9 protein-coding genes are annotated in these 14,945 nt (G+C 70.5%); 6 read left to right on the top strand and 3 right to left on the bottom strand.

Annotation, left to right across the window (positions count from 1 at the left end):
* Positions 1-56 precede the first annotated feature (56 nt).
* Positions 57-6,011, top strand: a complete 5,955-nt coding sequence (gene pulA, locus IPK37_13455) for a pullulanase-type alpha-1,6-glucosidase (GenBank protein QQR99954.1) — start codon at positions 57-59, stop codon at positions 6,009-6,011.
* Between the two features lie 256 nt (positions 6,012-6,267).
* Here pulA and IPK37_13460 read toward each other — a convergent pair whose 3' ends face one another.
* Entirely contained in the window at positions 6,268-6,948 is a 681-nt protein-coding gene (locus tag IPK37_13460) for a helix-turn-helix transcriptional regulator (protein ID QQR99955.1), read from the bottom strand.
* Between the two features lie 253 nt (positions 6,949-7,201).
* Between IPK37_13460 and rplM the strand changes: the two genes are divergently transcribed.
* The 3 genes from rplM (at position 7,202) to IPK37_13475 (ending at position 9,821) form a co-directional block, all read left to right on the top strand.
* Positions 7,202-7,645, top strand: a complete 444-nt coding sequence (gene rplM / locus IPK37_13465; protein ID QQR99956.1) for a 50S ribosomal protein L13 — start codon at positions 7,202-7,204, stop codon at positions 7,643-7,645.
* 52 nt (positions 7,646-7,697) lie between these two features.
* On the top strand, positions 7,698-8,192 hold the full coding sequence (rpsI, locus tag IPK37_13470; protein ID QQR99957.1) for a 30S ribosomal protein S9: 495 nt from the start codon (positions 7,698-7,700) through the stop codon (positions 8,190-8,192).
* 276 nt (positions 8,193-8,468) lie between these two features.
* On the top strand, positions 8,469-9,821 hold the full coding sequence (locus tag IPK37_13475) for a phosphoglucosamine mutase (GenBank protein ID QQR99958.1): 1,353 nt from the start codon (positions 8,469-8,471) through the stop codon (positions 9,819-9,821).
* Positions 9,822-9,975: 154 nt separating this feature from the next.
* On the opposite strand, the gene IPK37_13480 is transcribed toward IPK37_13475, so the two are convergent.
* On the bottom strand, positions 9,976-10,608 hold the full coding sequence (locus IPK37_13480; protein ID QQR99959.1) for a carbonic anhydrase: 633 nt from the start codon (positions 10,606-10,608) through the stop codon (positions 9,976-9,978).
* 4 nt (positions 10,609-10,612) lie between these two features.
* Positions 10,613-12,376, bottom strand: coding sequence for a fumarate hydratase (locus IPK37_13485; GenBank protein ID QQR99960.1), 1,764 nt, complete (start codon positions 12,374-12,376; stop codon positions 10,613-10,615).
* 302 nt (positions 12,377-12,678) lie between these two features.
* Here IPK37_13485 and IPK37_13490 point away from each other — a divergent pair, with 302 nt between their 5' ends.
* Both IPK37_13490 and IPK37_13495 read left to right on the top strand, forming a co-directional pair.
* Entirely contained in the window at positions 12,679-13,974 is a 1,296-nt protein-coding gene (locus tag IPK37_13490) for an extracellular solute-binding protein (GenBank protein QQR99961.1), read from the top strand.
* Positions 13,971-14,942 carry a sugar ABC transporter permease gene (locus IPK37_13495; GenBank protein ID QQR99962.1) on the top strand — a complete coding sequence of 324 codons (972 nt, stop codon included), beginning with the start codon at positions 13,971-13,973 and terminating at the stop codon, positions 14,940-14,942. The genes IPK37_13490 and IPK37_13495 overlap by 4 nt, the downstream gene beginning before the upstream one ends.
* Positions 14,943-14,945 lie beyond the last annotated feature (3 nt).

Raw genomic sequence — 14,945 nt, forward strand, 5'->3', positions numbered from 1 at the left:
CCGGGCGAAGGACGTTGGCCCTCAGCCCAGAGACTTGTGCCACCTCGGGAGCCGCCATGAACCGCTCAGCAGTCGCCGCCGCCCTGGGCAGCGCGCTGCTGGCCGTCGCGGCGGCGGCCCTGGGCCCGGTCGATGCCGTCGGCGTCGGGGCCGCGGGCGCCGCGCGGGGGCCTGCCGTCCCGACGGTGCGATCCGCGGCGCAACCGGTCGGCGAGGACACGGGCGCCAAGGTCGTCACGCTGGTGGGGTCGATGCAGTCCGAACTCGGCTGCGCCGCCGACTGGCAGCCCGACTGCGCCGGCACGCGTCTCGAGCCCGTGCCGGGCGGCACGACGTACCGCAGGACCTTCGACATCCCCGCGGGCACCTACGACTACAAGGTGACCCTCGGCGCGACGTGGGACGAGAACTACGGAGCCGGCGGGGCCAGGAACGGCGCGAATCTCCCGCTGCGACTGCAGGGTCCGGCGAGGGTCGAGGTCAGCTACGACGACGGGACCCACCTCCTCGGCGTGCGGGCGCCGACAGTCAAGGGCGCGGCGGACACCGACGACACGGCGCTGGCCAAGGACAGCCTGCGCGCGGCGCTCACCACGGAGCGGTTCTACTTCCTCATGGCCGACCGGTTCGCCAACGGCTCCACGGCCAACGACACCGGCGGCCGCCTGAGCACCGGGTTCGACCCGACCGACAAGGGGTTCTTCCACGGCGGCGACCTCAAGGGCGTCGTGGCCAAGCTCGACTACATCAAGGGTCTGGGCACCACGGCGATCTGGCTGACGCCGTCGTTCAAGAACCAGCCCGTCCAGGGCACGGGGGCCGACGCCTCGGCCGGCTATCACGGCTACTGGGTCACCGACTTCACGCAGATCGACCCGCACCTGGGCACGAACGAGGACATGACGGCCCTCATCGACGCGGCGCACGCCAAGGGCATGAAGGTCTTCTTCGACATCATCACGAACCACACGGCGGACGTCGTCGACTCGGCGAGTGGCGCGCACGCCTATGTCCCCAAGTCGGCGACGCCGTACAAGGACGCCGCCGGTCAGGCCTTCGACGACGCCGACTACGCGGGCAAGGACACCTTTCCCGCGGTCGATCCGGCGGTCACCTTCCCCTACCGCCCGACGTTCCGCAGCGAGGCCGACAAGACCCGCAAGGTGCCGGCCTGGCTCAACGATCCGACGATGTACCACAACCGCGGCGACTCGACGTGGGCCGGGGAGTCCGTGACGTACGGCGACTTCGTCGGCCTGGATGACCTGTGGACCGAGCGGCCGGAGGTCGTCAAGGGCCTGACCGATATCTACGCGACCTGGGCAAAGTCCGGCGTCGACGGCTTCCGCATCGACACGATGAAGCACGTCAACCTGGAGTTCTGGCAGCGCTTCGCCCCCGGGGTGCGGCAGGCCGCCAGGGACGCGGGCAAGCCCGACTTCTTCATGTTCGGGGAGGTCTACGACGCCGATTCGAGGGTCGAGTCGCGCTACAGCACGGCCGGAAAGGTGCAGGCCACCCTCGACTTCGGGTTCCAGGCCGCGGCGCTGGCCTTCGCGCAGGGCAAGGCCACCACCGGCCTGCGGGAGTTCTACGCGGCCGACGACTGGTACACCGACGCCGACTCGAACGCCTACCAACTGCCCACCTTCCTCGGCAACCACGACATGGGTCGGGTGGGGATGATGCTGGCCAAGGCCGGGTACGGCGGCGCCGAGCTGCTCGCCCGCGACGAGCTCGCGCATTCGCTCATGTACCTCACCCGCGGCAACCCCGTCGTCTATTCGGGCGACGAGCAGGGCTTCGCCGGGGCCGGCGGCGACAAGGACGCCCGCCAGGACATGTTCGGCACGCAGGTGGGGCAGTACGCCGCGGAGGCCCTGGTGGGGGGCGGGACGATGGGGTCCGGCGACCACTACGACACCACCGGCGTCCTCTATCGGCACCTGGCCGCGCTGGCCCAGCTCCGGGCCGAACATCCCGCCCTGGCCGACGGGGCGCAGATCGATCGCTACGCCTCGGACGCCGCGGGTCTCTACGCCTTCTCGCGAGTGCGGGCGGACGACGGGATCGAGTACGTCGTGGCGGCCAACAACGCGACCACCGCCCAGAGCGCCACGTTCCCGACGTACAGCGCCGCCATGTCCTTCGCGCCGCTGGTGGGCGCGTCTGCCCCGCTGACCTCCGGCACGGACGGCCGCGTGACCGTGACCGTCCCGCCGCTGTCCGTGCAGGTATTCCGCGCCGATCACGCGATGGCCACGCCGAGCACGCCCCCCGCGGTCACGATCACCACCCCGGGCGCCGGCGGCGTCGTCGCCGGCCGGGCGGAGATCGCCGCGAGCCTGTCGGCGAGCCAATTCGCCCAGGTGTCTTTCGCATATCGCCCGCTCGGCACGAGCGACTGGACCGCCCTGGGGACCGATGACCACCCTCCGTACCGCGTCTTCCACGACACCACCGGGCTGCCTGCGGGGACCCTGCTGGAGTACCGCGCGATCGCCAAGGACCGACAGGGCGCGCTCGCGGCGGTCTCCAGCTCAGCGATTGTCGGGACGTCCGCCGTGGGTCCGGGGGGCCAGAGCGGACCAGGGGGACCGGACGGACCAGGCGCGCCGGGCAACCCCGCGCCACCCGGTGCGGGTGGGGGCACCGGACCCCTCGGCCAGGTAAATCAGCCCAGGTCGGTGAGCATCCCCGGCACGCACAACCGGGCGATGGGCTGCGCGGCCGACTGGCTGCCCGACTGCGCCCAGGCGAGTCTCCCGCTGGACGCGAAGGACCGGGTCTGGAAGAGGACGTACGACGCGCTACCGGCGGGGGACTACGCCTACAAGGCGGCGATCAACGGCACCTGGGACGAGAACTACGGAACCGGTGGGGCGGCCCAGGGCGGCAACATCGGCTACCGAGCGCCCGGCCGCCCCGTGTCGTTCTACTACGACCACGCCACGCACTACGTCACCTCCGACGCGCAGGGGCCGATCGTCACCGCGCCGGGCAGCTTCCAGGCCCGCCTGGGGTGCCCCACCGACTGGGCGCCGGACTGCATGCGGTCGTGGCTCACGGATCCCGACGGGGACGGCGTCTACACCTGGTCGACGTCGGCGATCCCGGGTGGCACCTATGAGGTGAAGGTCGCCCACGCTCTGAGCTGGGCGGAGAACTACGGAGCAGGAGGGGCGAGGGACGGTGCGTATGTCACGTTCACGGTGCCGCAGGACGGCGCGCTGGTCACCTTCAGTTACGTCCTCGCGACCCACGTGCTCACGGTGAGTACGTCGCAGCCCCGCGCCGCCGGGGATCTGAGCCACGCCAAGGCGGTGTGGGTGGCTCCGGGCCTCGTGGCGTGGCCGCGCGACGCCGTACCGTCCGGGACTGACCCCGCGCGCCTGACCTGGCGCCTCCACGCGGCCCCTGCGGGCGGGCTCGCGGTGGCCGGGGAGGCGTTGACCGGGGAGGCGTTGACCGGCACGGGGGCGACGGCGTACGACCTGACCTATGACCCCACGGGGCTGCCCGGCGACGTGGTCGCGGCGCACCCGGAGCTGAAGAGCTATCTGCTCCTGCGCCTCCCGCCCGACATGGCTCGGCCCGCGTTGGTCGAGCAGCTGCTGCAGGGGCAGGTGGCGGTGGCGTTCACGGACGATCGGGGCCGGCTGCTCGACGCGACCGGGGTGCAGGTCGCCGCCGTCCTGGACGCGCTCTACGCGGCCGAGGCGACCCAGGGGTCCTACGGCGCGAGCTGGTCCAATGGGGTGCCCACCCTGCGGCTGTGGGCGCCCACCGCCCAGGCGGTGTCCCTGCTGACCTGGCCGGCCGGTGCTGCGGGCGACGCGCCCACCGGCGACGCCACGCGAACGCCCATGACGCGCCAGCCCGACGGGTCCTGGACGGCGACGGGTACGGCGGCGATGGCCGACGCCCGCTACCTCTACGAGGTGACGGTCTTTGCCCCGGCCAGGGGCCGGGTCGAGACCAACCTCGTCACCGACCCGTACTCGGTCGCCCTCACCCTCAACTCGACCCGCTCGGTGCTGGTGAACCTCACCGACCCGCGCTGGGCCCCCGACCAATGGCGGTCGACATCGTCGCCGCGGCTGCGCGCCAGCGTCGATCAGGCCATCTACGAGCTGCACATCCGCGACTTCTCGGTCGCCGACCCGCAGGTGCCCGCCGAGCACCGCGGCAGCTACCTGGCCTTCGCGGACGAGGGCGCGGGTCGTGCCCACCTGCGCACGCTGGCCAAGGCTGGGCTCAACACCGTGCACCTGCTGCCCAGCTTCGACATCGCGACCATCCCGGAGGACAAGGCCGGCCAGTCGGCCCCGGAGTGTGACCTCCGCTCTCTTCCGCCGGACAGCCCCGAGCAGCAGCGCTGCGTCATGGCGGTGGCCAAGCGGGACGCTTTCAACTGGGGCTACGACCCGCTGCACTTCCTGGCGCCGGAGGGCTCGTACGCCGCGCCGACGCCGGGCGCGGACGGCGGTCAGCGCGTCGCCCAGTTCCGGACCATGGTCGGCGCGCTGCATGCGGACGGCCTGCGTGTCGTGCTGGACCAGGTGTACAACCACACGACCGCGCACGGGCAGGCGCCCTGGTCCGTGCTCGACCGGATCGTTCCCGGGTATTACCACCGCCTGGACTCCAACGGCGCCGTGGCCAAGTCGACGTGCTGCAGCAACACGGCCAGCGAACACGCCATGATGAGCAAGCTCATGGTCGACGCGATCGTGGTGTGGGCCAAGCACTACCGGGTCGACGGCTTCCGGTTCGACCTCATGGGCCACCACTCGGTCGCGACCATGCGCGAGATCCGGGCGGCCCTTGATGCGCTCACGCCCGCCAAGGACGGCGTGGCCGGCACGGCGATCACGCTGTACGGCGAGGGCTGGAACTTCGGCGAGGTCGCCGACAACGCGCGCTTTCAGCAGGCGACGCAGGGCCAGCTCGGTGGCACAGACATCGGCACGTTCAACGACCGGCTCCGCGACGCGGTCCGCGGCGGCGGCCCCTTCGACGACGATCCGCGCGCGCAGGGCTTCGGCACCGGGGTGGCCACCGACCCCAACGGAGCGCTGATCAATGGCGATGGCGCCGCGCAGGCCCAGTCGCTGGCGCGGGCCACCGACCTGGTCCAGCTCGCGCTCGCGGGCAACCTGCGTACCTTCGCCTTCACCAGCCAGGCGACCGGCAAACCGGTCACCGGGGCCGGGATCGACTACCACGGCAGACCGGCGGGATACGCCGACCAGCCCGGCGAGGTCGTCAATTACGTCGACGCGCACGACAACGAGACGCTCTTCGATGCGCTCGCCTACAAGCTGCCGCGGGCCACGAGCATGCCGCACCGCGTGCGGATGAACACCCTGGCCCTGGCGACCGTCGCGCTGTCGCAAGGGATCTCCTTCTGGCACGCCGGCTCCGACCTGCTGCGGAGCAAGAGCCTGGACCGCAACAGCTACGACTCCGGCGACTGGTTCAACCTGCTGGACTTCACCGGCCAGGACAACGGCTTCGGGCGGGGCCTGCCACCGGCGCCCGACAACGAGGGCAAGTGGGACTATGCCCGGCCGCTGCTCGCCGACGCCGCGCTCAAGCCGACCGCCGCCGACCTCGCCGCCGCGACCGGGCAGGCCCAGGACCTGCTGCGGCTGCGGGCGTCGACGCCGCTGTTCCGGCTGGGCAGCGCGGAGGCCATCCGCGCCAAGCTCTCCTTCCCGGCGTCGGGCACCGGGGCCGCCCACCCGGGCGTGGTCGTCATGCGCCTCGACGACACGGCCGGGGCCGCCGTCGACGACGCCCACCGACAGGTTCTGGTGGTCTTCAACGCCACCCCGAACGCCGTACGGCAGGAGGTGCCGGGGATGGCTGGGGCCGCGTTGCGCCTTTCCCCGGTCCAGCAGGCGGGCACCGACGAGGTCGTGCGCTCGGCGGCCTGGGACGCCGGCCGGGGGGTGGCCGCCGTGCCGGCGCGCACCGTGGCGGTCTTCGTCGAGCCTCGGGCATAAGTGCCAGCGAAGCGGTCGTGCGCAAACACCGTTTGCCGCGGGCTGGGAAAAACAACCGGTTACCGGTCATAATCAATCTCCAGGACGATCGTCCATGTTGGTTGACTCCCCAATGGGGCGTCGCCGAGCCGACGTCCGGCCGCCCCCCAGCGACCGGCCGGGGACGGTGCTCCGAGGGCGTCGCCCGGCCGGCGCAGGGGGAGGCGTGGGGTCCCGCGCCTTTTGCCGGCCGGGCGCTTCCCTTTGGCGTCGGCGATCAGCGCGTAGGCCCGCCCCGCGAGGGGCGCCCGGATGTCCCGCGACCAGGGGGATCCACCGGGAAGGCGCAGGTGTAGAACGTCACCCGCTTGGCCTGTGGGTTGCCCGCGCCCACCCGGCGATACCGCGCGAGCACGTTGTCGACCTCGCCACGAAGCGCCGCGAGCTGGTCGTCCGTGACGAGCACCAGCCGATCGTCCAGCCCGGTGACGTCCTGCCAGGTCGGCGACCACTCACCAGCCCGACCGATCCAGTCCTGGGCTTTCCCGGCGAAGTGCTGCACGTAGTCCCTGGCCAGCCATTCGGCCGCCGCGTCATCGTCCTCGTCATCACCCGGCGCGACCTCGCGACCGTCGGTGGCTGCCGCCCAGAGCCGGCGCCGACCGCGGCCAGCCCCGGTGTCGGCGACCAGCCCCACCTCCTCCAGGCGGCGCAGGTGGTAGCTGGTGGCCCCCGTGTTCGTGCCGAGGCTCACCGCGAGGTCGGTCGCCGTCGCCGGCCCCAGCGAGCGCAACTCGGCGAGCAGGCGGGAGCGGAGCGGATGGGCCAGGGTGCGCAGGGCCGCGGCGTCCACGGGGTACGCCGGGAGCGGTGGCCCGTCCGCGATCAGGTCGGCGTCGGCGATGGTGGCGACATCCGGATCGGTAGGGGGTGGCTCGCCGTGATCAGGGCCAGTCATGCACAGAATTTTTGCACGGTTTCGCTGCATACCTAGCCCACCTCCGACATACAGGCGACGTTTTTGCACGTCAAGACCCGTTCCGGAGGATTTGGGCGACGTTGGCGGCCTCGGTAGCATGGAGGCCTGTTGTGCACGCGGCGACGGATTCCGGTCGCGCGGGCGGCTCTCCACTGGCGGGGCCGGGCACGACCGCTCCGCTCCGCGAGCGCCCCGCACCAGCAAGCATCACGAGAGAAAGCAAGGCTGACCCGTGCGTACCTACACCCCGAAGCCGGGCGAGATCGAGCACAAGTGGCACGTCATCGACGCCACCGACGTGGTTCTCGGCCGCCTCGCCTCGCAGGCCGCTGTCCTCCTGCGCGGCAAGCACAAGCCCACCTTCGCGCCGCACGTCGACACCGGCGACTTCGTCATCATCATCAACGCCGACAAGGTCGCCCTCACCGGCAGCAAGCTGCAGCAGAAGCAGGCCTACCACCACTCCGGTTACCCGGGCGGCCTCCGGTCCACGTCCTACACGGAGCTCATGGCCAAGTCGCCCGAGCGCGCCGTCGAGAAGGCCATCCGCGGCATGCTCCCCAAGAACTCCCTCGCGCGGCAGCAGCTCAGCAAGCTGAAGGTGTACGCCGGCGCCAACCACCCGCACCAGGCCCAGAAGCCGGTGCCCTTCGAGATCTCGCAGGTCGCCCAGTAGTCGGCCCCCGCCGCACTGAGCCGACCCAGCCGCACCGCACCCGAGGAGAACCGTGTCCGACATCACCACCGAACTCGAGCTCGAAGAGCCCGCGCTGTCCGAATACACCACCCAGACCGACGCCCGCGCGGCCGAGCCGGCGCGCCGCCCGTCGGCCTCCGCGCCCGGCGCCGCCACCGGCCGCCGCAAGCAGGCCATCGCCCGCGTCCGGATCGTCCCGGGCACCGGCGAGTGGAAGATCAACGGCCGCACCCTTGAGGACTACTTCCCGAACAAGGTCCACCAGCAGATCGTCAACGAACCGCTGAAGACCCTCGAGCTGGACGGCGCGTACGACGTCCTGGTCCGCGTCCACGGCGGCGGCGCCTCCGGGCAGGCCGGCGCGGTGCGCCTCGGCGTCGCCCGCAGCCTCAACGGCGTCGACCCCGAGCTCAACCGGTCCGCGCTGAAGAAGGCCGGCTTCCTGACCCGGGACCCCCGCGTCCCCGAGCGCAAGAAGGCCGGTCTCAAGAAGGCGCGCAAGGCGCCGCAGTACTCCAAGCGCTGACGCTTCGCGTCAGGGCTCGGCTCCACCAGCGCTGGCGCACCCTCGAACTGCCCGGTGGCGGCGTTGCCGCACCGGGCAGTTCGCGTGTCACGGGGCCGGGCGCGAAACGGGTCGCGAGGCGTCCTCGAGCTCGCCATCGTGCTCGCGGGCGACGGGGGCAGCCGCACGGTCGCCGTACACTAGGACGTGACGGTCGTTCGCGGAACGCGAGGGCCGTCGCGCCGTGCGGGGGGATCTCGCGGACGGCGACCGGGGGAACACGAGAAGGAGACATGCATGGCAGCGCGCCTGTTCGGGACCGACGGAGTCCGGGGTTTGGCCAACAAGGACCTCACCGCAGACCTCGCCCTGAACCTGTCCGTGGCCGCGGCGCGGGCACTCGGCGACCGGGGCGCATACGGCGGCCACCGGGCCGTCGCCGTCGTCGGTCGCGACACCCGGGCCTCGGGGGAGTTCCTCGGCTCGGCCGTCTGCGCGGGGTTCGCCTCCGCCGGGGTCGACGTGCTGGACGCGGGAGTGCTCCCCACGCCGGCCATCGCCTACCTCACGGCGCGCATGCGCGCCGAGATGGGCGCCGTTCTCTCCGCCTCGCACAACGCGATGCCCGACAACGGCATCAAGTTCCTCGGCCGCGGCGGGCACAAGCTGTCCGACGCCACCGAGGACCAGATCACCGAGCACATGGGCGCGCAGTGGACCGAACGGCCACAGGGTTCGGCGGTCGGCCGCATCCGCCCCTTCCCGCAAGGCCGCGAGTTCTACCTCGACCACCTGCGCGAGTGCGTCCCCACCCGCCTCGACGGGTTGCACGTCGTCGTCGACGCGGCGCACGGCGCCGCCAGCACGGTGGGCCCGGCCGCCTTCGAACGGGCCGGCGCCACCGTCGACGTCATCGGCGGCTCGCCCGACGGCCTCAACATCAACGACGGCTACGGCTCGACGCACCTCGACAAGATCGCGGACGCCGTGGTCGCCCGCGGCGCCGACCTGGGCTTCGCGTGGGACGGCGACGCCGACCGCTGCCTGGCGGTCGACGCCGACGGCAACGAGGTCGACGGGGACCAGATTATGGCCATCCTCGCCGTGGGCCTGAAGTCGACCGGCCGCCTCAAGAACGACACCCTGGTTGTCACCGTCATGAGCAACCTCGGGCTCCTGCAGGCCATGAAGCGGGAGGGCATCCGGACGACCCAGACCGGCGTCGGCGACCGCTACGTCCTCGAGGAGATGCGCGCCAAGGGCTTCAACCTCGGCGGCGAGCAGTCCGGCCACGTCATCATGCTCGACCACGCCACGACCGGCGACGGGGTGCTGACCGCCCTCAACGTCGCCGCTCGCGTGGTGGAGAGCGGCCGCACGCTGAGCGAGCTCGCCAAGGTCATGACCCGCCTGCCCCAGGTGCTCGTCAACGTCAAGGGCGTCGACAAGGACCGCGTGGACGCCGACGAGGTCGTGCAGGACGCCGTGGCGCAGGCGCAGAAGGAGTTCGGGGCGACCGGCCGCGTGCTCCTGCGCAAGTCCGGCACCGAGCCACTGGTCCGCGTCATGGTCGAGGCCGACTCTCAGGACAAGGCCCAGGCGGCGGCCGACCAGCTCGCCGACGTCGTCAAGGACCGCCTAGCCCTCTGACCGGCTCGGCGACCCGGGCCGTTCTGGCCTGGGTCGCCGCCCCGAAGACCAACCAGCGAGCAGGCGAGGCGGGCCCTGGCACTCGACGTACGGGCTGACTAGGCAGCTTTCGCCGCCCCGTCAGCCCCCCGCCCGGTCGGCGCCCGCCGCCCAGTCAGCCCTCCCCGATGTCCCCGATCGCGGAGACCAAGCGCGCGTTCCCCTCGGCCAACGCGTAGGTGAGCCCGACGATCGCGCAGCGCCCCTCCTCCACGGCGGCGTGGATGAGCTGGGACCGCTCATCGATCAGCCGCATCGTCTGCCGGACGTGCTCCGCCTCGACCTCGTCGGTGGCCGTGCTGCCGTTGTTCGCGGCCGCAATGACGCTGGGCGTCACCCGCTCGACGATGTCGCGGATGAATCCGCCGGGCATCGAGCCGCCCTGGTAGTGCTGGACCGCCGCTTTCACGGCGCCGCAGGAGTCGTGGCCGAGGATCACGATGAGGGGAACACCGAGCACCTCCGTGCCGAACTCCAGCGAGCCCAAGACGCCCTCGTGGATCACGTGCCCCGCCGTACGCACCACGAACAGGTCGCCCAAGCCCTGGTCGAAGATGACCTCCGCGGCGCATCGCGAGTCGCCGCAGCCGAACAGCGTCGCGAACGGGGCCTGCCCGCCGGTCAACTCGCCCCGGCGGGCGGCATCCTGGTTCGGGTGCTCGGGCGTGCCGGCGACGAACCGGGCGTTACCGGCCTTCAGCGCTGCCCAGGCCTGGGCGGGGGTCTCGGGACGTGGCTGAAGCGTCATCGACCTACTCCTTCGGTGCGTCGACCGGTGCGTCGACGGGTCCGGCGTCGATGTCCTGCTGCGGATCCTCCATGCCGGGCCGCTTGGGGATGGTCTGCTGGATCGCCTTCGGCCCGACCGTCGCGAAGAAGTCGTTGCCCTTGTCGTCCACGATGATGAACGCCGGGAAGTCCTTCACCTCGATCTTCCAGACCGCCTCCATGCCGAGCTCGGGGTATTCCAGGACCTCCACCTTCGTGATGCAGTCCTGGGCCAGCCGCGCCGCGGGGCCGCCGATCGAGCCGAGGTAGAACCCGCCGTGCGCGGCGCAGGCGTCGGTGACGGCCTTGCTGCGGTTGCCCTTGGCGAGCATGACCTTGCTGCCGCCCGCGGCCTGGAACGCGTCGACGTAGCTGTCCATCCGGCCGGCCGTCGTCGGGCCGAACGAGCCGGAGGCCATCCCCTCGGGCGTCTTGGCCGGCCCGGCGTAATACACCGGGTGGTCCTTGAGGTACTGCGGCATCTCCTCGCCCGCGTCGAGCCGCTCCTTGATCTTGGCGTGCGCGATGTCGCGCGCGACGACCAGCGTGCCGGTCAGGGAGACGTGGGTCTTGATGGGGTGCTTGGTCAGCTCGGCCAGGACGGCGTCCATCGGCTGGGTCAGGTCGATCTTGACCACCTGCTGGGCGGCGTCCTCGCCCTCCAGGTCGCCGGCGAGGTCGCGGTGGCTGATCTCCGGCAGGTACTGCCCAGGCTCGAACTCCAGCTGCTCGATGAACACGCCGTCGGCGGTGATCTTGCCGAGGCACTGCCGGTCGGCCGAGCAGGACACCGCGATCGCGACGGGCAGCGAGGCGCCGTGCCGGGGGAGGCGGATGACGCGCACGTCGTGGCAGAAGTACTTGCCGCCGAACTGCGCGCCGATGCCGAGCTTGCGCGTCAGCTCCAGCACCTTCTCCTCGGTCTCAAGGTCGCGGAAGCCGTGGCCGGTCGCCGGGTCGCCGGCGGTGGGGAGCGTGTCCAGATACTTCGCGGACGCGTACTTCGCGGTCTTCAGGGCGAACTCGGCGCTGGTGCCGCCGATGACGACGGCCAGGTGGTACGGCGGGCAGGCCGCGGTCCCGAGGCTCGCGATCTTCTCCTCCAGGAACGTCATGAGGCTGTCCGGGTTGAGGATCGCCTTGGTCTCCTGGAACAGGTAGCTCTTGTTCGCGCTGCCGCCGCCCTTGGCCATGAAGAGGAACTTGTACGTCGTCTCGTGGCCGGGGATCGTGTCGGCGTACAGCTCGATCTGCGCCGGCAGGTTGTTGCCGGTGTTCTTCTCCTCGAACATCGTGATCGGGGCGTTCTGGGAGTAGCGCAGGTTGAGCTTGGTGTACGCGTTGTAGACGCCGCGGCTCAGGGGCTCTTCGTCGACGCCCGCCGTGAGCACGTGCTGGCCGCGCTTGCCCATGACGATCGCGGTGCCGGTGTCCTGGCACATCGGCAGGACGCCGCCGGCCGAGATGTTGGCGTTCTTCAACAGGTCGAGGGCCACGAACTTGTCGTTGTTGCTCGCCTCGGGGTCGTCCAGGATCTTCTTGAGCTGGGCGAGGTGGGCGGGGCGCAGATAGTGCGCGATGTCGTGCATCGCCGTCTCGGCGAGCAGGGTCAGCGCCTCCGGGTCGACCTGCAGGAACGTGCGCCCGTCCGGGCCTTCGACGGTGCGCACCCCCGTGTCGGAGAGCTTGCGGTACGGCGTCTCGTCCGCCCCGATCGGTAGCAGGTCCTCATAGGCGAATTCGGCCATGCCGTCTCTCCTTAGCCGTGCGGGTGCGGGGGTTTCCGCCACCAGCCTAGGACCGGCGTCGCGGCCCGGGCGTCGTCGTCGCAGGCCGTTGTGGAGGGGGGTGCGCATCACCCTTCGGAAAAGACGTTAAGGTACGCTGCATGCCGACGTGCGCCTTGCCAGCGCCGGTGGCATTGTGCCCCCCAGGTCCGCCGCCCCACCGGTGGGACCCCGCTGTGCTGCGATGTCGCCGCGTCTACCTCTCCCGCGGCCGGCGTGCGAGCACTGGACGAGACAAAGGAGTCGTGGTGCGGAATCGCAAGATGACGAAACGGGCGGCCGCAGTCGCGGCCTGCGCCCTGACCGCCGTCGCGGGCCTCAGCGCCTGCGGGTCGAGCGGCCCGAGCAACGAGCTGACCTGGTATATCAACCCCGACGGCGGTGGCTCCGACCCCACCAAGGGTGGCCAGGCGCAGATCGCGAAGGAGTGCACCGACGCCGCGAAGGGCGAGTACTCCATCAAGATCCAGCTCTTGCCCAACAGCGCCAGCGACCAGCGGCAGCAGGTCGAGCGCCGCCTCGCCGCCGGTGATGCGGGCATGGACCTCATGAGCCTGGACCCGGTGTTCGTCGCGGAGTTCGCCGAGCCGGGCTGGCTCGCCGAGGTGCCGGCTCAGTACAAGGACAAGCTCACCGAGGACGCGGTCAAGCCGATCATCGACGCGGCCACCTGGAAGGGCAAACTCGTCGCGGCGCCCATGTGGGCCAACACCCAGCTGCTCTGGTATCGCAAGTCGGTGGCCCAGCAGGCCGGCATCGACATGACCAAGGACGTCACCTGGGATCAGCTGATCGAGGCGGCGCAGAAGACCAAGAAGACGATCGGCGTCCAGTCCAAGCTCTACGAGGGCTACATGGTGTGGATCAACGCGCTCATCGAGGGCGCCGGCGGCCACATCATCGCCAAGAACCCCGACAACGCCAAGACGATGGAGCTGGGCCTCGACAGCGACGCCGGCAAGAAGGCCGCCGAGGTCATCAAGAAGGTGTCCTCCAGCGGCGTCGGCGGACCGGCGATGGGCTCGCTCGACGAGACGAACGCGGTCAGCCTCTTCACCAACCCCGGCACCTCGGGCTTCATGCTGAACTGGCCCTACGTCTGGAACGCCGTCCCCGCGGCCAACAAGGAGATCGGCGCGGACATGGCGTTCGCCCGCTACCCGCAGACGGTCGCCGGCCAACCCAGCAAGCCCCCGCTCGGCGGCATCGAGGTGGGCGTCAACAAGGCCAGCACCAAGCAGGACAAGGCCTGGAAGGCAATCCAGTGCATCATCAGCCCGGAGCACCAGAAGCTCTACATGCTGAAGTCCGGTAACCCGGCGGCGCGCAAGAGCGTGTACGACGACCCCGAGGTCACCAAGGCGTTCCCGAACGGGTTGGCCGCGATGATCCGTACGTCGTTGGACGAGGGCGCCCCCCGGCCCCTGACCCAGTACTACGGTGACGTCTCCACGGCGATCCAGAAGACCTACAGTCCGCCGAGCTCGGTGAGCAGCAGCACCCCGGGGGCAGCGGCCGACCTCATCAAGCGAGTCCTGAAGGGAGAGGCGCTGCTATGAGCACCGCTGTCGACAAGCCCGCCGCGGCGGCGACTGCGCCCGCCTCGGGGCGCAAGAAAAAAGAGGTGTACCTCTCCGATCGGGCGAAGGCCGAGCGGTCCCTGGGCTGGAAGCTCGCCGGGCCGGCGTTCATCATCATGCTGCTGGTCACGGCGTACCCGATCCTTCAGGCGCTCTACCTCAGCTTCTTCAAGTACCGGCTCTCCGACCCCAACAACCGCGAGTTCGTCGGGCTGAACAACTACCTGACGGCGCTCCAGGACGGCGTCTTCTGGAAGGCGATCTGGGTGACGGTGGTGATCACGATCATCACCGTCGCCGTCGAGCTGGTGCTCGGCTTCATCATTGCGATGGTCATGCACCGCGTGATCATTCCCCGCAAGACGCTGCGCACGATCGTGCTGATTCCCTACTCGATCATCACGGTCGTCTCCGCGTTCTCGTGGTTCTACGCGTTCAGCACCTCCATGGGCTACGCCAACGATTGGTTGCACGCGCTCTCGTTCGGCGCCTTCGACACCAACTACGACTGGTTCGGCAGCGGTCCGTCCTCGATCGCGATCATCTGCCTCTCGGAGATCTGGAAGACGACCCCGTTCATGTCGTTGCTCCTGCTCTCCGGCCTGGCGCAGGTCGACTCCGTGATGGAGGAGGCCGCCAAGGTCGACGGGGCCAGCTTCATGCAGATCCTGACCCGGGTGATCCTGCCGAACATGAAGCCGGCCATCATGGTCGCGCTGCTCTTCCGGACGCTGGATGCCTTCCGCATCTTCGACAACATCTTCATCATGACCGGCGGCGCCAACGGGACGAGTTCGTTCTCGTTGCTCGCCTACAACCAGACGATCAGCCGCGTCGAGGTCGGCATGGGCTCGGCGCTGTCCGTCCTGTTGTTCCTGGCGGTCGTGGGCATCGCGATGCTCTTCATCAAGGGCTTCAAGGTCGACCTGGCCGAGGGAAGGGGCTGACCC

Source organism: Austwickia sp. (assembly GCA_016699675.1).
Taxonomy (GTDB): Bacteria; Actinomycetota; Actinomycetes; order Actinomycetales; family Dermatophilaceae; genus Austwickia.